Genomic DNA, 20,331 nt, shown 5'->3' with positions numbered 1-20,331 from the left:
ATGCCGACGCCGGATCGGGTATAGAGGCCGATTGCCGACCGATGGAAATGCGATGACCGAGATCCTGCCCCGCGATGTCGTGGAGTTCTGGCGCAGCGCCGGCCGCGAGCGCTGGTTCGCCGCCAACGAATCGTTCGATGCGAACGTGCGCCAGAATTTGCTGGATGCGCATCACGCCGCAGCGCGCGACGAGTACGCGGCGTGGATGGACAGCGCCGAGGGCGCGCTGGCGCTGCTGCTGTTGCTCGACCAGGTGCCGCGCAACGCCTTCCGCGGCAGCGCGCACGCCTACGCCACCGATGGCCTGGCGCGGCGCTACGCGCAATGGGCGCTGGCGGCCGGCTACGACCAGCAGGTCGAGCCGGAGTTGCGCATGTTCTTCTACCTGCCGTACGAGCACGCCGAGGATCCGGGCCTGCAGCGCGAGGCGGTGGAGCTGTTCAGCGCGCTCGGCGATGCCGACAGCCTGCAGTGGGCCACGCAGCACGAGGACATCATCCAGCGCTTCGGCCGCTTCCCGCATCGCAATGCCGCGCTGGGGCGGGAGACGACGCAGGACGAGCAGCGGTTTCTGGACGAGGGCGGCTTCGCCGGTTGAGTGGTCGCGCCGGCGGCGGCGCTGTTGCAGGGCAGCTTCAGCTGCGACGGACTCTACGGATAGAACCTGTCGCGGCTGAAGCCGCTCCTACAGGGCAGTGTCGAGCGTTCCTGCGGGCGCTGGCGCTCAGCAGCCGCCGACCAGGTCGTCACTGCGCCATTGGCCATCCACCAGGTGCAGCAGCCAGAATCCGTAGGTCTCGTAGCCGCTGTGCTGGATCAGGAAATCGACCGTGCCGTCGGCATCGATATCGGCGAACTGCAGTAGCGCATAGTTGTTCTTGCGCCCCTCGCAGTCATCGCAACCATAGTCGGCGAGGGTCTTGCGCAGTCGCCAGCCGGCGTCGCTGCGTTCCAGTACCGCCAGCAGGGTGGTCAGCTTGGGCGAGGCTCCGTCCGCGTTCGCAGCCGGCGCCGGGTCGTAGACGCTGGCGGTCACCAGGGCGACCTCGTGGCCCGGCTGCTTGGCATCGCCGATCACGGTCAGTGCCGGTGCCTCGTCGGCCGGCGGTGCGGCGAGCTGCGCCAGCAGCCGCTTCAGCGCCGCGGCAGGCAGGCGCTTGCGCACCGACGGATCGTTGCCGACGACCTGCAGCAGCGCGCGCCGCTGCGTGGCATCGAGCTCGCGGCGGGCGAAGCGCTGGCCGGGATTGAGGTCGAACGAGGCCAGCAGGGCATCGTGAGCGAAGGTAGCGCCGTGCGCGGTCTTCAGGCGCACGCGCAGGTCGCCGCCGCACATGGTGTTGTCGTCGACCGAGAACGCCAGCGGCGTCGCCACGCCGTTCTCGGCGCCGTTGTCGAACACCCGCAGCGGCTTTTTCAGCCCGCGCCAGGCGCCCAGTTCGGCCTCTTCCGACGGCGCGTTGCGCACCGGGATGTAGCTCATCACCTTCGCCTCGTCCGAGACCGGGGTGACGTAGATCACCGTCGGCGGTGGTGCGGCGGCCGGCGCGGCGGCGGCAGGCAGGGCGGCGAGGCCGATCAGTGCTGCGGTCCAGCGTTTCAGTGCGCGTGCCATGGCGTGCTTCCTCCCCGGAAGCGCAAAAAACCGTATCGCAAAAAAAGCGGGCGACCCTCTGGATCGCCCGCCGTGATGCCGCTGCGTCGTGCGCCGCCGGCTCAGTATTTCGCCACGCTGCTGTCCACCTCGTCGGCCCAGGCATCGATGCCGCCGACCACGTTGTGCACGCGGCTGAAGCCGAGCGCGCGGAACTGCTCGGCCGCCTGCGCGCTGCGCCCGCCGTGGTGGCACAGGAAGGCCAGCGCGGTGTCCTTCGGCAGCGCTTCCAGCTGCGCGCGCTGGTCGCCGTCCAGGGTGCGGAACGGCACGTTCACCGACGCGATCGCGCGCTCTTCCGGCGGGCGCACGTCCACCAGGATCAGGCCGCCGGCGCGCACCTGGCCGTCGGCGTCGCGCACGCTCAGTTCCTGCACCGGCCTGGGCGCGTTCGGGTTGTCGATCGCCAGGCCGCGGCCGCGCAGGTCGTCGACCCAGTCGATGGTGATGCCTTCGGCACGGCGCGCGCTGGCCAGGTCGAACTGTACGCGCAGGCCGTTGGACTCGGCGGCGATGGCGTTCGGGTCGGTCGGCGCCAGCTGGAAGTTCGGCTGGAACTGCGCGTCGATCGCCAGCGCCAGGGTCGCGCCCGGGGCATCGGCCAGCGCGCCGCGCAGCATCTCCGCGGCGGCGTCGGTGATGGTGATCGAGGGCGGGGTGCGGTCCGGCGCCTGCACGCCGAGCAGTTCGCTCAGCTCGCCGCTGCCGGCCATCTGCAGGATGATGTCGCTGCCGCCAACGAGTTCGCCGTCCACGTACAGCTGCGGGATCGTCGGCCAGTCGCCATAGGCCTTGATGCCTTCGCGGATGTCCTGGTCGGCCAGCACGTTGACGTGGGCGAAGTCGACGCCCAGTTCGTTCAGCGCACCCACCGCCTTGGCGGAGAAGCCGCACTGCGGCATGCTCGGCTGGCCTTTCATGAACAGCACGACGCGGTTGGAACTGAGCAGCGTTTCGATGCGGGAACGCAGGGCGGGATCGAGGGACATGGCAGTGATTTCGGTCGCTGAGTCGGACCGGTCATTCTACGCCGCATGGCATCATGGGGCATGACAGTTCCGGAAACGCTGCATCGCATCCCCCGTCACCCGTACCGCTGGCTGCCTTTGGCGCTGGCCTCGCAGGTGCTGGTGGCGGCGATCTGGTGGGCGTGGGGCTGGCGGGTCGGGCTGCCGGCGCTGCTGGCCTCGCATGCGGCCCTGGTGCTGCCGGTGTTCCTGCCACGGGCCTGGCTGTACGCCCCGGTGCTCAGCCGCCTGCCCGGCACCGCGCCGCGGGTGTGGCTGACCATCGACGACGGCCCCTCCGACGACACCGCGCCGCTGCTGGACCTGCTCGACCGCCACCAGGCCAAGGCCACCTTCTTCCTGGTCGGGGAACGCGCCGCCGCGCGCCCGGAGCTGGTGCGCGAGATCCTGCGCCGCGGCCACGGCGTCGGCAACCACAGCCAGACCCACCCGCAGGCCTGGTTCTGGGCGTTGGGACCGCGGCGCATGGCGCGCGAGATCGGCCAGGCGCAGCAGGCGCTGGGCGCCATCGCCGGCACCGCGCCGCGCTGGTACCGCTCGGTGGTGGGCATGACCAACCCGTTCGTCGCCGCGCCGCTGCGCCGCCACGGCCTGACCCGGGTCGCCTGGAGCGCGCGCGGCTTCGACGGCGTGCACTGCGATCCCGCCGCGACCGTGGCGCGCATCGCGCGCGACCTGACACCCGGCGCGATCGTGCTGCTGCACGAAGGTGCGGCACATGGGCACAACCTGGCGATCGTGGAAGGCGTATTGCAGGCGATGCGCGAGAAAGGCCTGCTCAGCGTCCTGCCGGGCTAGCGCGCGCCGGGCGCGAGTGGGATGCCCAACGCGCGCCCCCGCGGGTACGCCCGCACTGCAGTCCCCGTGGACTCTCGACGCGAGCCAGCGGCCGGGCTCAGCTGCCCTGGATGAGCCCGAACACGATCAGCGCGGCGACGCCGACAAGGGTCGCGATCGCAAAGATCAGGCCGAGCACGCCGTACAGCTTCCTGCGGTCGCGCTGGAACAGGCTGCCGATGCCAAGCGCGGCGGCGGCCAACTCGGCGAACACGCCGACCATCATCGCCATGCCGACCAGCATCGCCAGCGGCGAGTCTTCGTCCAGGCTGTCGGGCTGGGAATAGACCAGTGCCGCGCAGACGCCGATCAGCACGAGCGTCAGCACCGCGGCGATCAGGCTGACCGCGAACGAGGCGATGCCGAGGCCGGAATAGGGAGGAAGCGTTTGCGATGTCATGGGAACTCCGAGGGGGAACAGGTCGCCGCGGCGCCGATGCGCGCAGGACAGCGTGATGCGGCTTGCGTGCGCGGCGCTTGCCGCGTCGGCATGCGCTGCCAGCGCAGCGCTCGCGGATGCGGATCCGGCTAGGCCGGTCGGCGCGTTCGCACTGGATTGGGCGCGACGCCGCAGCTTGCCGAGCGTTGCATCGATCGGTGCAATCCGAGCGGTGCTGGCGATGCGCCAGCGACGGCGCGGCAGTATAGACGTCGCGCGCCTTGCCCGCTGCCGGTGGCCGTGGAAATGCGGTGCGGACCCGAGCTGCAATGCGTGCACGCAAACGATGCACAGCGTTTCCGCGCCAGGCGTCTGGCGACGGCATTGCATGCAATGTGGAAACGGCGCTGTGCGGTGTATTCCGAGCCAGGGAGGCGCGTGGGCGGCCGCGTCAGTGCGGTTCGGCCACGATCAGCCAGTTGTTGAACGGGGTGTTGCCGTACAGCGGCGCGAACGTGGCGCGCAACCCGGCGTCGCCGAGCTGGCGTTCCAGGCTGTCGCGGGTGGGATAGCACTTGGGCACTTCCTGCATCCAGCCGGCGAGGTGCGCGAGCACGTCGGTGACGCGGCTGGTGCGGCCGCGGCCGCTGGCATCGCCCAGGCCACTGCGGATCACCAGCTTGGCGCCGGGCGTGAGCATCTTCGCCACGCTGCGGATCAGGTTGGCCTGCATGGCCGCATCGAGGTACTGCAGCACGTCCAGGATCGCGACGCTGCCGCTGTGGTCTGGCCAGGCCTGGCCGAGATCGACCACGTCGAAGCGGGCGCCGTGCAGTGCGCTGCGCGTGGCGATATTGATCGCGCGGCGGATCTTCGCCGCGTCGATGTCCACGCCGTGGTAGCGCTGCCGCTGGCCGTCGGCGCGCAGCGCATGCGCGAGCAGACCCAGGCCGCAGCCCAGGTCCAGAATCGGGGCGTCGGTGCCGCGCAGCGCGGCGAGCACGCCAGGGTAGAGCGGATCGGTGCGCAGCTTGGTGCGGGTGTAGTAGTAGTCGTAGCGATTGCCGAGCGGGTGCGTCGGCAGGAAGGCGCGGGCGATGGCCAGGGCCTGCGGTCGGGTCATGGGCTGGATGGTGCTGGCGTCGCGCAATGTCGGTCCTTGGCAGCGGGGCGTCGTACTCCGCTAGGCTAACGCATCGCGCGCCGCAGGCAACAGCAGGCCGGTCCAGCGCGCATACATCGCCGCCGACGGATGCAGGCCGTCGGCGGCGAGCATCGCGGCGCTGCCGCCGCCATCGCGGCTGGCCGCGGTGATGTCGACGAAGCGCACCGCACGCGCCTGGCAGCACGCCTGTGCGGCGGCATTGAATGCATCGATCTGCGTGCCGATCAGGACCGGATCGTGTGCGGGCGGCTGCGCGAACGCGGTCACGCCCCAGTCCGGGATCGACACCGCCAGCACTCGCCGCGGCTGGCCGTCGGCAAAGCCGATCGCGCGTTGCAGCAGCGCGGCGAACTGTTCGCGGTACTCCTCGAGCGTGCGTCCGCGGTACTGGTTGTTGACCCCGATCAGCAGCGTCACCAGCGCGAACGGACCCTGCGGCGCGGCCGCATCGATGCCGGCAGCGAGTTCGTCGGTGGTCCAGCCGGTGGTGGCGACGATCTGCGGATCGGCGATGGCGAAACCGTCGTGGCGCAGCGCCGCGGCCAGTTGCATCGGCCAGCGCCCGCTGTCGGCCACGCCTTCGCCGATCGTGTAGGAATCGCCCAGCGCCAGATAGCGCAGCGGGGCATGGTGGAGCGTGGCGAAGCTGACCTGGCTCATCGCGACGGCACCGAAAACGGCCGGGTCACAGGCGCCGGAAATCGCAGCAACGCTTCACGCTTTGCCCATTCCCGATTCACCGCCCCCCAGCCACACTGCGCGGCTTCAGCGGCACCACCTTGGTCGCCGCGTCGGCGCGGCGCGCCAGCACCCGGTCGATGCGCGCGAACACTTCGCGCATCACCGCCGCTTCCGGCAACAGGGTCACGCGGAAATGGTGGCGATAGGGCACGTTGAAGCTGGAACCGGGCACCACCAGCACGCCCTCGTCGTTCATCAGCTCCAGGGCGAAGTCGTGGTCGTCGAAATTGCGCGCGGCCGCACCGACCACCGCCGGGAACGCGTACAACGCGCCGGCCGGCTGCACCAGCGCCAGGTGCTCGCTTGCCGCGCAGGCCTCGACCACCGCGCGGCGGGTTTCGTACAGGCGCCCGCCCGGCGCGCACAGCGGCGAGATCGTGTCCGGGCCGTTGACCGCGGCGTCGATCGCGTACTGGCCCGGCACGTTCGCGCACAGGCGCAGCGCACCGAGCAGGTCCATCGCGTTGCGGAACTCGGTGACGCGCTCGGCGGCGCCGGACAGCAGCGCCCAGCCCACCCGCCAGCCGCAGGCGCGGTGCACCTTGCTCAGGCCGCCGAAACTGATGCACGGGTGCTCGCCGGCCAGCGGCGCGACCGGCACGAAGTCGGCGCCGTCGTACAGCACCTGGTCGTAGATCTCGTCGACCATCAGCAGCAGGTTGTGCTTGGCCGCGATCGCCACGATCTTCTCCAGCAGCTCGCGCGAATAGCTGGCGCCGCTGGGATTGTTCGGATTGATCAGCACGATGGCGCGGGTGCGCGAGGAGACCAGCGTCTCGATCTCCACCGGGTCGGGCTGGAAGCCGTTCTCCGGCGCGCAGCGGTAATAGACCGGGCGGCCGTCGTTGAGGATGGTGGCGGCCGACCACAGCGGGTAGTCGGGCGAGGGCACCAGCACTTCGTCGCCCGGGTTGAGCAGGGCGCGCAGCGACAGGTCGATCAGCTCGCTGACCCCGTTGCCGATGAAGATGCGGTCCGGATGCGCGTCCGGGTGCTGGCGCCGCGCATAGGCGGCGGCGATCGCCTCGCGCGCCTCCGGCAGGCCCTGCTGGTGGGTATAGGGATCGGTGCGGCCCATGTCGTCGGCGATCGCGCGCTGCAGGTGCTCCGGCGCGCGGAACCCGAACGCGCCGGGATTGCCGATGTTGAGCTTGATCAGCTTGCGCCCCTGCGCCTCCAGCTCCCGGGCTCGCCGCGCCAGTTCGCCGCGGATCTCGTAGCGGACTTCGGACAGGCGTTCGCGGATCGCGAGCGGCTTGATCGGCAGGGTGGGCATCGCATAGGCCGGTGGGGGCGTGGAACCGGCATGGTAACGGAAATGTGACACGGCGGCCGGCCCGGGGCCCGCACCGTCTAGAATCCGCTCATGACTTCCCCCCAGATCGACTTCGACGCGCTGCGCCCCATCGGCTGGCCCTGGCCCGGCATGCCGGAAGAACCGGCCTGGCTGGCGGCGATGGCCGCGCACCCGCTGGCGCGGCCGGCGCGGGTCAGCGAGCAGCACCGCACCGGCTACGTGGTGGCCGATGCGGTGGATGCCGGCTTCAAGGTCGAGTCGCTGCCGGAATGGCAGCGGCCGCGCTTCCCCAGCCACGAGCGCGCCGCGGTCGGCGACTGGGTGCTGCTGGAGGACGACAAGCGCATCGTGGCGCTGCTGCCGCGGCGTACCGCGATCAAGCGCGGCGCGGCCGGCGAGCACTATCACCAGCAGGTGATCGCGGCCAACATCGATACGGTGTTCATCGTCTGCGGCCTGGATGCGGACTTCAATCCGCGGCGCATCGAGCGCTACCTGCTGCTGGTCGGCGGCGGCGGTGCCGAGCCGGTGGTGATCCTGACCAAGGCCGATCTCACCGAGTACGCCGACGATGCGCTGGCGGTGCTGGAGGAGTTGGCCGCGCAGTCGATTCCGCTGCTGACCGTCAACGCCAAGGACCCCGACAGCGTGGCGGCGCTGCGGCCGTGGCTGGGCGCCGGGCGCACGGCGGTACTGGTCGGCTCGTCCGGCGCCGGCAAGTCCACGCTCACCAACACCTTGCTCGGGGTGCAGAAGATGCGCACCGCGGCGGTGCGCGAGAACGATTCGCGCGGCCGCCACACCACCACCCACCGGGCGCTGCTGCCGCTGCCGTCCGGGGCCTGCCTGATCGACACGCCGGGCATGCGCGAGCTCAAGCCCACCGGCGAGGAAGACCTGGCCGAGGGCGGGTTCGCCGACATCGAGGCGCTGGCCGCGCAGTGCCGCTTCAACGATTGCGCGCACCAGGCCGAACCGGGCTGTGCGGTGCAGGCGGCGATCGAGCGTGGCGACATCGAGGAGGCGCGGCTGGCCAACTACATGAAGCTGCGCGACGAAGTCGCCGGCGCCGCCAGCAAGCTGGCGCAACGCCAGGCGCAGAACGCGGACGCCGCCAGGTCGGGCCGGCCCGGCGCGGGCAAGCCCGGCGGCAAGCGGCCGACGCCGCGCAACCAGCGCCGCTGACCGGCCGCGTCCGCCCATCACGCTTGCGATGACCGCGCTGCCTGCCGAGATCCTGCACCACGCCGCGCTGGATGCGCGCCTGGTCAAGGCGGTGCGCGGCATCCGCCTGCTGGCGCTGGCGAGCTGGCCGGCGGCGGTGCAGGCGCCGTTCCTGGACAGCGTGGCGCGCGGCCAGCCGCAGCTGCCGCAGGTGCAGTACCCGCGGCTGGATTTCGCCGACACGCGCCGCGAGTTGGCGGCGATCGCGCAGGGAGCCGATTCGACGCATCCGCTGGGCGCGTATCTGCAAGCCTCCGCGCATAGCTGGGACCTGGCCGCGGCGTTGCTCGAGTCCCTGGGCACACCGGCGGTCGGCACGTACTCGGCGCAGCTGTTCGGCGTGCCCGAGGATCCGATGCCCGGGCATGGTCCGACCACCCGCGATGCCGCCGGCCACTTCATCCGGATCGCGCAGGAGCTGGATCGCGAACTGCTGTCGGCGGAAGAGCAGGTGCCGGTGTCGGCGACGGCGCTGCGCCTGCAACTGCAGCAGGACCTGGACGAATTCTTCGGCGCGCGGGTGATCGCGGTGGAACTGGATCCGGAGTTGCTGGCCAAGGCCGCGGCCGGCGCGCACCGCATCCGCCTGCGCTCCGGCGCCTCGTTCAGCGACTACGACCGCGCGCAGCTGTTCCACCACGAGGCGCTGGTGCATTCGCTGACCGCGCTCAACGGCCGCGAGCAGGCGCATCTGCCGAGCCTGGCCCTGTCGTCGCCGCGGGTCACCGCCACACAGGAGGGGCTGGCGACCTTCGCCGAGCAGATCACCGGCAGCATCGACATCGAACGCATGAAGCGGATCAGCCTACGCATCGAGGCGATCGCGCTGGCGCGCGGCGGTGCCGATTTCGTCGAGGTGTTCCGCTATTTCGATGCGGCCGGGCAGTCGCCGGCGGAGAGCTTTTCCTCGGCGCAGCGGGTGTTCCGCGGCGTGCCGACCGGCGGCGGCGCCGCCTTCACCAAGGACACCGTGTACCTGCGCGGGCTGGTGTCGGTGCACACCTTCTTCCGCCAGGCCTTGCAGCGCGATCGCCTGCCGCTGTGCCGCTGGCTGTTCGCCGGCAAGATGGCGCTAGAGGACGTGGTCGCGTTCGCGCCGCTGTTCGAGGCCGGCGTGCTGGCGCCGCCGCGCTGGTTGCCGAACTGGGTCGCGCGCGCCAGCGGCCTGGCCGGCATGCTGGCGTTCTCGCTGTTCGCCAACCGCATCCGCATGGATCAGCTGGACAGCGCCGAAGGCGCCTGAACGCCGCCGCGTCGCGCTCACCTGCCGCGAATGCGCGCGTGCCGATACTGCGCGCCTGGCCTGCAGCGCATGGCCGCCATTTCCCCTCAAAAAGGACATCCGCATGAAGATCCTGATGGTGCTGACCTCGCACGACCGCCTCGGCGACACCGGCCACAAGACCGGCTTCTGGCTGGAGGAATTCGCCGCGCCGTACTACGTGTTCAAGGATGCCGGCGCCGAGATCACGCTGGCCTCGCCCAAGGGCGGGCAACCGCCGCTGGACCCGAAGAGCGACGCGGCCGATGCGCAGACCGCGGCCACGCAGCGCTTCAAGGCCGATGTCGATGCGCGGCAACAACTGGCGAGCACGCGGCCGCTGGCCGACGTGCAGATGGCCGACTACGACAGCGTGTTCTACCCCGGTGGCCATGGCCCGCTGTGGGACCTGGCCGAGGACCGCACGTCGATCGCGCTGATCGAGGCGTTCGAGCGCGCCGGCAAGCCGATCGGTTTCGTCTGCCATGCGCCGGGCGCGCTGCGCCGGGTCACCGCCGCCGATGGCGCGCCGCTGGTCAAGGGCCGCCGTGTCACCGGTTTCACCAATGGCGAGGAAGCGGCGGTCGGGTTGACCGACGTGGTGCCGTTCCTGATCGAGGACGAGTTCCAGCGGCTGGGCGGCTTGTACGAGAAGGGCGCCGACTGGGGCGTGCACGTGGTGGTGGATGGGCGCCTGGTCACTGGCCAGAACCCGGCGTCGTCCGAGGATGCAGCCAAGGCGTTGCTGGGCTTGGTGGGCAAGTAAGTGCTGGCGGCGCGCGGCTTTCGGCGGATGCCGGGTGCGTGTCGCAATGCTGCCTTGAGGGCAAGGCAAGGCACCGGCCTTCTGTAGGAGGGGACTTCGGTCCCGGCTGCTTTCGGAATCAGCCAGGTTGTTGCTTCGTTCGTCGCGACTGAAGTCGCTCCCACAAGGGCAATGGGCGATGCATGCCATGCCCGTCTTTTCTGTAGGAGGGACTTCAGTCCCGAGCGCTTCCGGGATCGGCCAGGCCGCGGCTTCGTTTGTCGCGGCTGAAGCCGCTCCTACACAGGCGCGTTGCCGCGCAGGCATCGCTGCGTTTTGTGGGAGGGACTTCAGTCCCGACTGCAGCGGAGCCGGATCGCGGCTGCGGCCCCGTGCGTCCGCGGTCTGGTCCTCGAAAGCGCTGCTCCCGCGCAGCGCTTTCGCCAGTCCGTGGCGTCGCCAGAACGTGCTCCGCGCTCAGCCGCGCCGCCACCAGCGCAGGCCGTAGGCCGGCAAGGTGCCGTCCCATTCCTGCAGCGTGATCGCGTCGCGTCCGCCGTCGGCGATGGCCTGCCATTCGCCAGGGCCCAACGCACTGCGGTCCACCGCCACCGGTTGTGCACTGAAATTGTAGGCCGCGACGAAGTCTGCGCCGCGGGCGATCCCGAGCAAGGCCGAATTGCCCAGCGGCAACGCCCGCAGCGGTTGCCCGGCGGCCAAGGCGGCAGTGGCCGCACGCGCGGCGATCAGCCGCCGCAGGCGGGTGTAGACCTGGCCGGGAAGGCGGCCTTGGTCGTCGCGCCGCGCCGCGCGCTCCCAGTCCATGACCGGACGGTGCAACCAACGGCCTTCGTGGCGGCGCAGCAGGTCGTTGCGATAGCTCGCGTCGTTGCCCAGCGCCAGTTCGTCGCCCATGTACAGCAGCGGGATGCCCGGCATCGCCAACGCCACCGCATACAGCAGCAGCAGGCGCCGGATCCCCAGCTCCAGGGCGTCGGCATCGCCGTCGGCCAGCGCCGCTTCGATGCCGACCAGCGCAGCGCTCATGCCGTTGCTGCCGTGCACGCCGTCGCCGCTGCTCTGGAACGCTTCGCCGCGCGCGTAGCTGCCCGGCACGCCGCCGGCGAAGAAGCGTGCGGCCTGCGCAAGATCGAACGGCACGCCGCCGTCGCCGCCGTCCGCTTCGTGGCGCAGCACGTTCCAGCCGATGTCGTCGTGGCAGCGCACGTAGCTCAGCCACGCGCAGGCCGGCGGCAACGCCGGCGTCTGCGCGATCGCGCCCTGCACGATGTCGCCGCGCTGTTCGGCCAGCGCCACCCAGGCGGCCGCCATCAGCGTGCTGTGGTAGGCCAACTGGCATTCGTGGCCGCGTGCGTCGCCTTCGCCGAAGTAGGGTGGCAGCTGCGCCATCGGCACGATCGCCTCGGCCTTCAGCAGCACCGCGGGTGCGGCGATGTCGGTCAGCGCGCGCAGCGCCTGCAGGATGGTGTGCGCCTCGGGCTGGTTCATGCAGTCGCTGCCTTCGCGCTTCCACAGGTAGGCGGTGGAATCCAGCCGGAACACTTCCACGCCCAGGTTTGCCAGCTGCAGCAGCGCCAGGGCCATTTCGCCGAACACCGCCGGGTTGCTCCAGTCCAGATCCCACTGATACGGATAGAACGTGGTCCACAGCCACGCGTGGGCGTCCTCGACCCAGGTGAAGTTGCCTGGCGCGGTGTGCGGGAACACCTCGCCCAAGGTGCGCTCGTAGCGGTCGGGCAGGTGGCGGTCGGCGAAGTGGTGGTAGTAGTCCAGGTAACGCGCGTCGCCCCGTTTGGCGGCCAGCGCCCAGGGATGGTCGTCGGCGGTGTGGTTGAGCACGAAGTCGGCGCACAGGCTGATGCCGGCCTCGCGCAGGCGCGTGGTCAGGGCGACCAGGTCGGCGTTGTCGCCGAGTCGCGGTTCGACCTGGCCGTAGTCGCTGACCGCGAAGCCGCCGTCGTTGTCGCCTTCGCGCATGCGCAGGAACGGCAGCAGGTGCAGGTAGCGCACGCCCAGTTCCTGCAGGTAGGGCACGCGTTCGCCGACCCCGGCCAGGGTGCCGGCGAAGCGGTCGGCGTAGGCGCTGTAGCCGAGCATCGACGGGTCGCCGAACCAGTCCGGCGCGCGCGCCGCGTCCAGCTTGGCCAGTGCCGGCGGGCGTGCGCGGATGGTGGTGGCGACCGCATCGAGCCAGCGCGGCAGCCATTTCGCGTAGTCCGGATGGTCGCCGTACAGGGCCTGCAGTGCGGCGAACAGGCGCGGGCCATGGGCGCCGTAGCGCGCGTGTGCGCCGGGCTGGGCGGCCAGGGCCGCCTGCACGCCGGCGTGATCGGGGAGGGGGGAGGCAACAGCGTTCATGATGGGCCGCGCCCGGGGGCGGGCGCGGCGGGCTCCTTGGGGGTCAGAAGTCGTAGCGCACGCCGACGCTGGCGGTACGGCCGGGGATGGAGCGCGCGCGGATGATGGCATTGTCCGGAATGCTCGCGTCCTCGGCCTCGGTCAGGCCGAAGGCGTCGAACAGGTTGTTGACGTTCAGCGACAGGGTCAGCGCATCGGTGACGCGGTAATTGCCGAACAGGTTCACCTGCGTGTAGCCGGGCATCTTCAACTGGTTGCTGTCCTGGGTGTAGGCCGAGCTGGTGCCGATCGCATTGACCCCCAGCTCGTAGCGCTCGCCGCGGTAACTGGGGGTCAGCTGCCAGACGAACCTGGCCTGGCGGCGCGGCGTGTTGCCGGCGTTGGCCGGGGTGATCTGGTCCTTGTCGATGGTCGCATCGGTCCAGGTCGCGCCGCAGTTGAGGCCGAAGCCGCCGGCGCGGTAGGACGCTTCCAGCTCCAGCCCGTGCGCCTTGTAGGTGCGGTTGAAGAAGCGCTGGCTGGTGGCCTCGTAGTTCTGTTCCTGGGTGCGCGCGGCGAAGACGGTGGCGAACACGCTCAGGCCGCCGGCGCGCCACTTCAGGCCGCCCTCGAGTTGCTTGACGAAGTTCACCGCTTCGTCGGAAGACACCGAGCCGTCGTCGCGCACCACGCCGAACAGCAGGCGGTCGGCGTTGGCGCGCGCGCCGCGGCTGTAGCGGGCGAAGGCGGCCAGGTCGTCGTTTAGCATGTAGTTGCCGCCGAGCGAGTACGACAGGTAGTTCCAGTCGTAGTCCACCGGCTTGCGGTTGGCGTAGTCGATCGTCGCCACGCTGCGTTCCGGCGCCTGGATGATCCCGTCGCCATCGACGTCGAGATTGTCGACCAGCAGCCCGCCGGCGGTGTTGCCGCGTGCCCGGCCCATGTCGTAGCGCACGCTGGCGTCCACGCTCAGCGGGCCCTGGTCCCAGCCCAGCGCCACGTACGGGGCGTTGATGGTGTAGCGCACGTCGTAATGGCGGGTGTTGTCGGTGCCCCAGTACGGCACGCCGTAGGCGTACAGCCCGTCCTGCGAGAGCAGGCTGCCGTCGGCGGCGACCACGTCGAGCAGGCGCGAACGGCTGGACACCGACTGCACGTAGGAATTCCAGGTCCAGTCCATGTCGATGACCTGGCGCGAGCTGTACAGGCCGGCCTTGAGGTTGACGTTGCCTCCATCGCCGTTGCCGAAGTCGCGCGCCAGGCTCAGATCGTTGACCGCGTTGCCGAGGTCGTTGATCCGGGTGTTGAACAGGTGGGTGCGCACCGCCTGGCCGCTGTAGGTCTGGCCGTCGGCATCGCGCAGCGTCGCGCCGGCGCCACCGATCTGCGCCGCCAGGCTGGCGGCGTCGGCCACTTCGGCCGGGAACGGCGAGACGAAGCGGCCGGAGGTGTCGGCGATGCGGAACTTGTCGGTCAGCGTCCAGCCGCCGCCGATGTCGAACTGCGCCTCGGCGCCGATCGCGCGCGACACCGGATGCATGCCGTCGCCGAGGTCGACGCGGGTGAGCCGGTTGCTGCCGTCCAGGCTGTTGCTGCTGCGGAAATACGGGCTGTACAGGGTATCGCGGCCCGGGTCGAAGCTGCCCACATCGTGGAAGTGCGGCGAACCGTCGCTGCCGCTGACCAGGGTCGGCACGGGGGTATAGGCGGCGGCGCGGTCGTTGAGGTACTTGGCGTAGACGCGGACGTAGCCGTTGTCGAACAGCCGGGTCAGGTTGGCCTTGAGCTGGCCGCCCTTGTCGGTGGCGTAGCCGGCGTCGCGCACGCCGTCGCCGCGGCGGTAGAAGCCGCCGACGTTGAACTGCCAGTGCTCGGCGAACGGCGCGCCGTAGTCGAAGTCCAGGCGCGTGTTGTCGAAGCGGCCGAGGCCGCGGCTGAGGCCGACGCTGCCGCCGGCGGTGTCGCCGGTCTTGCTGATGAAGTTGATGATGCCGCCGGGCGAGTTGCTGGCGAAGGTCGAGGCCGAGCCGCCGCGGATCGCCTCGATGCGCTCCAGGCTGTAGTCGGCGCGCAGGAAGATGTCGGCATTGCCGAAGGCGATGTCGCCGAATTCCAGCACCGGCAGCCCGTCTTCCTGCAGCTGCAGGAACTTGGCGCCGCCGGAGGCCACCGGCAGGCCGCGCACCGCGATGTTGGCGTTGCCTTCGCCGCCGCTGGATTCGGAGCGGATGCCGGGGATGTTGCGGAAGATCTCGGCGGTCGAGCGCGGCGCGGATTGCTCGATGGCTTCTGCGCCGACGGTGCTGACCGACACGCTGGACTTGAGCTTGCTCTTGGCGGTGGCGGTGCCGGTCACGAACACCGAGTCCAGGCTGACCACGTCGGCCTGCGCGGAAGCGGGCTGGGCGGCAGGCGCGGCCGCGTCCTGGGCGAAGGCGGCCGGGGCGGCCAGGGCCGCGGCGACGGCCCAGGCCAGGGTATGCAGGCGGATCGAAGGGTGGTGCATCGCTATCTCTCCCGAAGCGAGGGGTGACGCGGGTAGGGCCTGCATGCGGCGTGCGAAGGCGTGGACCGGCGCGACGCCCATGCCGGACAGGCGGTGGGGTGGCGCAGTGATACGGCGTTTTGCAATCGATTGCAATTTGCACCGCAAAAAAATGCGGAAGTCACCGCCTGTAGTGATGAAAGCCTGATTTATCAGTCAAATAATGATGCAGCGCAGCGTTACAAACGATTGCATTAATCCCAACATGCGCTCCGCCGCCGTGGCGCGTCGCCCGCGGCGCCCTTGGCTTCCTGTCAGGCTGATGCGCATGCGCTCCGATCGCCCCTTGCTTCCGCTGTCGCGCGTGCTGGCGCTCAATGCCGGCTTCTTCGGCGTGCAGTACAGCTTCGGCTTGCAGCAGAGCAACATGAGCCCGATCTACAACTATCTGGGCGCCGATCACGCCAGCCTGCCGTACCTGTGGCTGGCCGGGCCGATCACCGGGCTGGTGCTGCAGCCGGTGGTCGGCGCGTTGAGCGACCGCACCGTCACCCGCTGGGGCCGGCGCATGCCCTACATGGTGGTCGGCGCGCTGGTGTGCAGCCTGTGCTTGCTGCTGATGCCCTTCAGCGTGGCGCTATGGATGGCGGTGAGCCTGCTGTGGATGCTGGACGCGGCCAACAACGTGGCGATGGAGCCGTATCGCGCCCTGGTCAGCGACGTATTGGCGCCGCGCCAGCGCCCGCTCGGCTATCTCACCCAGAGCGCGTTCACCGGCCTGGGCCAGACCCTGGCCTATGTGACGCCTCCGTTGCTGGTGTGGTTCGGCATGAACCAGGACGCGGCCAATGCGCACCACATTCCCTACGTCACCATCGCCGCGTTCGCGATCGGCGCGGGATTCTCCGCGGCCTCGATCCTGCTCACCGCGCGCAGCGTGCGCGAGCCGGTGCTGCCGCCGCTGGAACTGGAGCGCCTGCGCGGCGCGCCGGTCGGGCCGTTGGCCACGCTGCGTGAGATCGCCGATGCGGTGCGGCAGATGCCGCCGACGATGAAGCAGATGGCGCCGGTGATGCTGTTCCAGTGGTATGCGATGTTCTGCTACTGGCAGTACATCGTGCTGTCGCTGTCGACCACGCTGTTCGGCACCACCGCGCCGGATTCGCACGGCTTCCGCGAGGCCGGTCTGGTCAACGGCCAGATCGGCGGCTTCTACAACTTCGTCGCCTTCGTCGCCGCGTTCGCGATGGTGCCGGTGGCGCGCCGTGTCGGCCCCAAGGCCACGCACGCGGCATGCCTGCTCGCCGCCGGCATCGGCATGTGCCTGCTGCCGGTGATCCACGACCGCTGGCTGCTGCTGTTGCCGATGATCGGCATCGGCCTGGCCTGGGCGAGCATGATGGGCAATCCGTACCTGATGTTGGCCGACAGCATCCCGCCCGAGCGCACTGGCGTGTACATGGGCCTGTTCAACCTGTTCATCGTGCTGCCGATGCTGATCCAGATCGTGACCTTGCCGCTGTACTACGACTCGTTGCTGCACGGCGATCCGCGCAACGTGATCCGCCTGGCCGGCGCGCTGATGCTGATGGCGGCGGTGGCGATGCTGTTGGTGAGGCAGGGCCGGGATTCGGGAGTCGGGATTGGGGATTCGTAAAAGCGCAGCGGTGCGCGTTGAAATTCCGCGGCTAGGATTGAGAAACCGGGTTGGCTGGTACAGCGTCAGTGCGCACGTCCCGCTCTTGCGAATCCCCAATCCCGACTCCCCAATCCCGGCCCTTCACGCCGAATCGCGCACCACCAGGCTCACCGCCAGTTCCACCGATTGCAGCGGTTGCCCTTCGATCAGGCCGAGCACGCCATCCACCAGCAGCGTCGCCGCCTGCGCCAGGTCCTGGCGCACCGTGGTCAGTGGCGGCTGGCTGTAGGACGCCAGCGGAATGTCGTCGAAGCCGACCAGCGAGATGTCCTGCGGCACGCGGTGGCCGGCCTCGGTCAGCGCGCGGATCGCGCCGAGCGCGATCACGTCGGAGGCGGCGAACACCGCGTCGGGCGGATCGGTCTTCTTCAACATGGCCCGCGTCAACCGGTAGGCGTCTTCGCTGAGAAAGTGGCTGCGCGCATGTAGCCGCGGATCGAACTCCAGGCCGTGGTGCTCGAGCATGCGCCGGTAGCCGGCGAAGCGCGGCGCCACCTCCGGCAACTGCTCGTCGCCGAGGAAGGCGATGCGGCGGCGGCCGGTCTCGATCAGGTGCGCGGTGGCCAGCTCGCCGCCGCGCAGGTTGTCGCTGCCGATGCTGACGTAGGCCTGGCCGTCGATGCGGCTGCCCCACACCACCATCGGCAGGCCGCCGCGCGCGGCGGCGTCGAGCGCGGCATGCTCGGAACTTTGCCCGAGCATGATCACGCCGTCGGCGCGGCTGCCGCGCGCCAGGTCTTCGACCCAATGGTCCTGGTGCCGGTCCAGCTTGGACAACAGCATGCTGTACCCGCGCGCGGTCAGCGCATCGGCGAGCAGCGCCAGCATGGTCATCATGAACGGATCCGACAGCGGCTGCTCATGCGCGTGCATCAGCGGCACCGCGACGCAGACGATGTTGGAGCGCCGCGAACGCAGGCTGCGCGCGGCCAGATCGACGCGATAGCCGGCCTCGCTGGCCAGTTGCTTGATATAGGCGCGCGTGCGCCGGGCGACCACCGGGTTGTCGGCCAGCGCGCGCGAGACGGTGGATTCGGACACGCCGGCCATGCGCGCGATGTCGGCCATCTGCAGGCGCGCGCCCGGTGCGGCGCGGTCGGGTTTGTCGGGCATGCGATGTCGGCGCTGGCGCAGGGAGCGGAATCGGCAGTGTATGCCAGCCGCTGCGATGCGGGCGCCAACCCGTGAGGCAGCGCCGGCCTAGCCCATGTGCAAGCCGCCGTTGACCGCATAGTCGGCGCCGGTGACGTAGGCCGCTTCGTCGGAGGTCAGCCAGCCGCACAGCGCGGCCACTTCCTCGGGCTTGCCGAGCCGGCGCAGCGGCACCGAGGTCGCCAGGCGGTCGAGCACGTCCGGCGGAAAGCTGCTGATCGAGGCGCTGGCGATGTAGCCGGGCGACACCGTGTTGACGGTCACCCCGCGCGAGGCCACTTCCTGCGCCAGCGCGCGACTGAAGCCCTGCATTGCGGCCTTGGCGGTGGCGTAGTTGATCTGCCCGATCTGGCCCTTCTGCGCACTGACCGCGCCGATGTTGACGATGCGGCCCCAGCCGCGCGTGGTCATGCCGTCCACCACCTGCTTGGTGATGTTGAACAGCGAGTTCAGATTGCTGGCGATCACCGCCTGCCAATCCTCGCGGCTCATCTGCCGGAACAAGGTGTCGCGGCTGCCGCCGGCGTTGTTGACCAGCACGTCGATCTCGCCGACCTCGGCCTTGACCTTGGCGAACGCGGCGACGGTGGAGTCCCAGTCGGTGGCGTTGCCTTCGGAGGCAACGAAGTCGAAGCCCAACTCGCGCTGCTCGCGCAGCCACGCCGACTTGCGCGGCGAATTGGGTCCGCAGCCGGCGACCACGGTATGTCCGTTGCGCGCCAGCTTCTGGCAGATCGCGGTACCGATGCTGCCCATGCCGCTGGTGACGTAGGCGATTCGTAGAGTCATGGAAGAACTCCTTCGGAGTTGGGATTCGGGAGTGGGGATTCGGGATTGGACAAGCGGAGCGGGCCTGGGCTGTTACGAATCCCCACTCCCGAATTCCCAATCCCGGGCGGCGGTCAGCTCGCCAGCGGAAAGAGGCCGAACAACAATCCGCCGCCCATCAACAGCAACGACACCAGCACCGCCCACTTCATGGTGAAACGCTGGTGGTCGGCGAAATCGACCTTGGCCAGGCCGACCAGCAGATAGGTGGATGGCACCAGCGGGCTGAGCAGGTGCACCGGCTGCCCGGCCAGCGAGGCGCGCGCCATTTCCACCGGGGTGATGCCGTAGTGGCTGGCCGCTTCGGACAGGATCGGCAGCACGCCGAAGTAGAACGCGTCGTTGGACATGAAGAAGGTGAACGGCATGCTGGCGAGCGCGGTGATCACCGCCAGGTACGGGCCCCAGGCATCGGGAATCACTGCCAGGAAGCTGCGCGACATCGCTTCGACCATGCCGGTATTGGAGAGGATGCCGGTGAACACGCCGGCGGCGAAGATCAGCGACACCACCGACAGCACGTTGCCGGCATGGTTGACCAGGCGCCGGCGCTGCTCGGCCAGGTTCGGATAGTTGATCAGCAGCGCCAGCGCGAAGCCGATCATGAACAGCACCGGCATCGGCAGCACGCCGACCACCAGCGCCGCCATCAGCGCCAGGGTCAGCACCAGGTTCACCCACAGCAGCTTCGGCCGCTTGATGTCCTCGGCGTCTTCCACGGTCGGCAGCGCATCGCCGTCGTCGGCCACGCTGCTGTCCATCCAGGTGTCGCCCGGCAGCGCGGCCACGCCGAGGCGGCGCCGCTCCTGCATGCCCAGGTACCAGGCCAGCACCAGGATGCCGGCGATCGCCAGCGCCATCGCCGGCACCAGCGGCACGAACACGTCGGCCGGGTCCACGTGCAGCGCGGTGGCCGCGCGCGCGGTCGGCCCGCCCCACGGGGTCAGGTTCATCACCCCGCCGGCGAGGATGGTCACGCAGGTCAGGTTCAGCGCGTTCATGCCGATGCGCCGGTACAGCGGCAGCATCGCCGACACGGTGATCATGTAGGTGGTGGAGCCGTCGCCGTCGAGCGAGATCAGCAGCGCCAGCACCGCGGTGCCGACCACGATCTTCATCGGGTCACCCTTGACCAGGCGCAGGATGCGCCGCACCAGCGGATCGAACAGGCCGGCGTCGATCATCACCCCGAAGTACAGGATCGCGAACATCAGCATCACGCCGGTCGGCGCGATCTTCTTGATCCCTTCCAGCATCATCTCGTTGATGCCGGTGCCGAAGCCGCCGGCCAGCGCGAAGGCGATCGGCACGATGATCAAGGCGACCAGCGGCGACAGCCGCTTGCTCATGATCAGGTACATGAAGGTGATGACCATTCCGAAACCGAGCGCGGTCAGCATGTGAGTTCCTCAGGGTGGTGCATGGAAAAAATCGAACCCGACAGCAGGACAGGGCAGCCGTAGACCGCAAGCCGACAA

The 20,331-nt window shown here is 69.8% G+C and carries 17 protein-coding genes; 6 read left to right on the top strand and 11 right to left on the bottom strand.

Annotated features, from left to right (window positions below):
* Positions 1-52 precede the first annotated feature (52 nt).
* On the top strand, positions 53-598 hold the full coding sequence (locus tag HDC36_RS11070) for a DUF924 family protein (RefSeq protein WP_179567180.1): 546 nt from the start codon (positions 53-55) through the stop codon (positions 596-598).
* Between the two features lie 126 nt (positions 599-724).
* Here HDC36_RS11070 and HDC36_RS11065 read toward each other — a convergent pair whose 3' ends face one another.
* Together HDC36_RS11065 and grxD are read right to left on the bottom strand one after the other, a co-directional pair.
* A complete protein-coding gene (locus tag HDC36_RS11065) occupies positions 725-1,615 on the bottom strand; it encodes a hypothetical protein (protein WP_179567178.1) in 891 nt (296 codons plus the stop codon).
* A gap of 101 nt (positions 1,616-1,716) precedes the next feature.
* Positions 1,717-2,643 carry a Grx4 family monothiol glutaredoxin gene (gene grxD / locus HDC36_RS11060; RefSeq protein ID WP_179567176.1) on the bottom strand — a complete coding sequence of 309 codons (927 nt, stop codon included), beginning with the start codon at positions 2,641-2,643 and terminating at the stop codon, positions 1,717-1,719.
* A gap of 45 nt (positions 2,644-2,688) precedes the next feature.
* On the opposite strand from grxD, the gene HDC36_RS11055 reads away from it, so the two are divergent.
* Positions 2,689-3,480: a polysaccharide deacetylase family protein gene (locus tag HDC36_RS11055; RefSeq protein ID WP_179567174.1), complete on the top strand. Its 792-nt coding sequence runs from the start codon at positions 2,689-2,691 to the stop codon at positions 3,478-3,480.
* A 97-nt stretch (positions 3,481-3,577) separates the two neighbouring features.
* On the opposite strand, the gene HDC36_RS23475 is transcribed toward HDC36_RS11055, so the two are convergent.
* From HDC36_RS23475 to HDC36_RS11035, 4 genes are all read right to left on the bottom strand, one after another.
* A complete protein-coding gene (locus HDC36_RS23475; protein WP_255432682.1) occupies positions 3,578-4,237 on the bottom strand; it encodes a hypothetical protein in 660 nt (219 codons plus the stop codon).
* A gap of 112 nt (positions 4,238-4,349) precedes the next feature.
* Positions 4,350-5,021, bottom strand: a complete 672-nt coding sequence (locus HDC36_RS11045) for a methyltransferase domain-containing protein (RefSeq protein WP_179567172.1) — start codon at positions 5,019-5,021, stop codon at positions 4,350-4,352.
* Between the two features lie 60 nt (positions 5,022-5,081).
* Positions 5,082-5,723: an SGNH/GDSL hydrolase family protein gene (locus tag HDC36_RS11040; RefSeq protein WP_179567170.1), complete on the bottom strand. Its 642-nt coding sequence runs from the start codon at positions 5,721-5,723 to the stop codon at positions 5,082-5,084.
* A 76-nt stretch (positions 5,724-5,799) separates the two neighbouring features.
* A complete protein-coding gene (locus tag HDC36_RS11035) occupies positions 5,800-7,080 on the bottom strand; it encodes a pyridoxal phosphate-dependent aminotransferase (protein ID WP_179567168.1) in 1,281 nt (426 codons plus the stop codon).
* 90 nt (positions 7,081-7,170) lie between these two features.
* Between HDC36_RS11035 and rsgA the strand changes: the two genes are divergently transcribed.
* From rsgA to HDC36_RS11020, 3 genes are all read left to right on the top strand, one after another.
* On the top strand, positions 7,171-8,286 hold the full coding sequence (gene rsgA / locus HDC36_RS11030; protein WP_179567166.1) for a ribosome small subunit-dependent GTPase A: 1,116 nt from the start codon (positions 7,171-7,173) through the stop codon (positions 8,284-8,286).
* Positions 8,287-8,314: 28 nt separating this feature from the next.
* Positions 8,315-9,568 carry a flavohemoglobin expression-modulating QEGLA motif protein gene (locus HDC36_RS11025; RefSeq protein WP_179567157.1) on the top strand — a complete coding sequence of 418 codons (1,254 nt, stop codon included), beginning with the start codon at positions 8,315-8,317 and terminating at the stop codon, positions 9,566-9,568.
* Between the two features lie 103 nt (positions 9,569-9,671).
* Positions 9,672-10,352, top strand: a complete 681-nt coding sequence (locus HDC36_RS11020) for a type 1 glutamine amidotransferase domain-containing protein (RefSeq protein ID WP_179567155.1) — start codon at positions 9,672-9,674, stop codon at positions 10,350-10,352.
* 456 nt (positions 10,353-10,808) lie between these two features.
* Here HDC36_RS11020 and HDC36_RS11015 read toward each other — a convergent pair whose 3' ends face one another.
* Together HDC36_RS11015 and HDC36_RS11010 are read right to left on the bottom strand one after the other, a co-directional pair.
* Positions 10,809-12,710, bottom strand: coding sequence for an alpha-amylase family glycosyl hydrolase (locus HDC36_RS11015; protein ID WP_179567153.1), 1,902 nt, complete (start codon positions 12,708-12,710; stop codon positions 10,809-10,811).
* A 43-nt stretch (positions 12,711-12,753) separates the two neighbouring features.
* Complete coding sequence (locus HDC36_RS11010; RefSeq protein WP_179568030.1) at positions 12,754-15,201, bottom strand: TonB-dependent receptor; 2,448 nt, start codon at positions 15,199-15,201, stop codon at positions 12,754-12,756.
* A 301-nt stretch (positions 15,202-15,502) separates the two neighbouring features.
* On the opposite strand from HDC36_RS11010, the gene HDC36_RS11005 reads away from it, so the two are divergent.
* Positions 15,503-16,831 (top strand): MFS transporter, encoded by a 1,329-nt coding sequence (locus tag HDC36_RS11005; protein WP_179567151.1) that lies wholly within the window; start codon positions 15,503-15,505, stop codon positions 16,829-16,831.
* 123 nt (positions 16,832-16,954) lie between these two features.
* Here HDC36_RS11005 and HDC36_RS11000 read toward each other — a convergent pair whose 3' ends face one another.
* From HDC36_RS11000 to HDC36_RS10990, 3 genes are all read right to left on the bottom strand, one after another.
* Complete coding sequence (locus tag HDC36_RS11000; protein ID WP_179567149.1) at positions 16,955-17,986, bottom strand: LacI family DNA-binding transcriptional regulator; 1,032 nt, start codon at positions 17,984-17,986, stop codon at positions 16,955-16,957.
* 87 nt (positions 17,987-18,073) lie between these two features.
* The gene (phbB, locus tag HDC36_RS10995; RefSeq protein WP_179567147.1) at positions 18,074-18,814 is read right to left on the bottom strand and encodes an acetoacetyl-CoA reductase; all 741 of its coding nucleotides are present in this window, start codon (positions 18,812-18,814) and stop codon (positions 18,074-18,076) included.
* A 113-nt stretch (positions 18,815-18,927) separates the two neighbouring features.
* Complete coding sequence (locus HDC36_RS10990) at positions 18,928-20,253, bottom strand: CitMHS family transporter (RefSeq protein WP_179567145.1); 1,326 nt, start codon at positions 20,251-20,253, stop codon at positions 18,928-18,930.
* Positions 20,254-20,331 lie beyond the last annotated feature (78 nt).

It is taken from the genome of Xanthomonas sp. JAI131 (genome assembly GCF_013410075.1).
In the GTDB taxonomy this organism is placed as follows: domain Bacteria; phylum Pseudomonadota; class Gammaproteobacteria; order Xanthomonadales; family Xanthomonadaceae; genus Xanthomonas_A; species Xanthomonas_A bonasiae.
The sequence above is the reverse complement of the archived record's forward strand: the minus strand, read 5'-3'. Positions and strand labels throughout refer to the sequence as shown.

Coding starts and splice junctions, on each gene's coding strand:
- HDC36_RS11070 (WP_179567180.1), top strand. CDS start 53: ATGACCGAGATCCTGCCCCGCGATGTCGTGGAGTTCTGGCGCAGCGCC.
- HDC36_RS11000 (WP_179567149.1), bottom strand. CDS start 17,986: ATGCCCGACAAACCCGACCGCGCCGCACCGGGCGCGCGCCTGCAGATG.
- grxD (WP_179567176.1), bottom strand. CDS start 2,643: ATGTCCCTCGATCCCGCCCTGCGTTCCCGCATCGAAACGCTGCTCAGT.
- HDC36_RS11035 (WP_179567168.1), bottom strand. CDS start 7,080: ATGCCCACCCTGCCGATCAAGCCGCTCGCGATCCGCGAACGCCTGTCC.
- HDC36_RS11040 (WP_179567170.1), bottom strand. CDS start 5,723: ATGAGCCAGGTCAGCTTCGCCACGCTCCACCATGCCCCGCTGCGCTAT.
- HDC36_RS11025 (WP_179567157.1), top strand. CDS start 8,315: ATGACCGCGCTGCCTGCCGAGATCCTGCACCACGCCGCGCTGGATGCG.
- HDC36_RS11065 (WP_179567178.1), bottom strand. CDS start 1,615: ATGGCACGCGCACTGAAACGCTGGACCGCAGCACTGATCGGCCTCGCC.
- HDC36_RS10990 (WP_179567145.1), bottom strand. CDS start 20,253: ATGCTGACCGCGCTCGGTTTCGGAATGGTCATCACCTTCATGTACCTG.
- phbB (WP_179567147.1), bottom strand. CDS start 18,814: ATGACTCTACGAATCGCCTACGTCACCAGCGGCATGGGCAGCATCGGT.
- HDC36_RS11005 (WP_179567151.1), top strand. CDS start 15,503: ATGCGCTCCGATCGCCCCTTGCTTCCGCTGTCGCGCGTGCTGGCGCTC.
- HDC36_RS11020 (WP_179567155.1), top strand. CDS start 9,672: ATGAAGATCCTGATGGTGCTGACCTCGCACGACCGCCTCGGCGACACC.
- HDC36_RS11045 (WP_179567172.1), bottom strand. CDS start 5,021: ATGACCCGACCGCAGGCCCTGGCCATCGCCCGCGCCTTCCTGCCGACG.
- rsgA (WP_179567166.1), top strand. CDS start 7,171: ATGACTTCCCCCCAGATCGACTTCGACGCGCTGCGCCCCATCGGCTGG.
- HDC36_RS11055 (WP_179567174.1), top strand. CDS start 2,689: ATGGCATCATGGGGCATGACAGTTCCGGAAACGCTGCATCGCATCCCC.
- HDC36_RS11015 (WP_179567153.1), bottom strand. CDS start 12,710: ATGAACGCTGTTGCCTCCCCCCTCCCCGATCACGCCGGCGTGCAGGCG.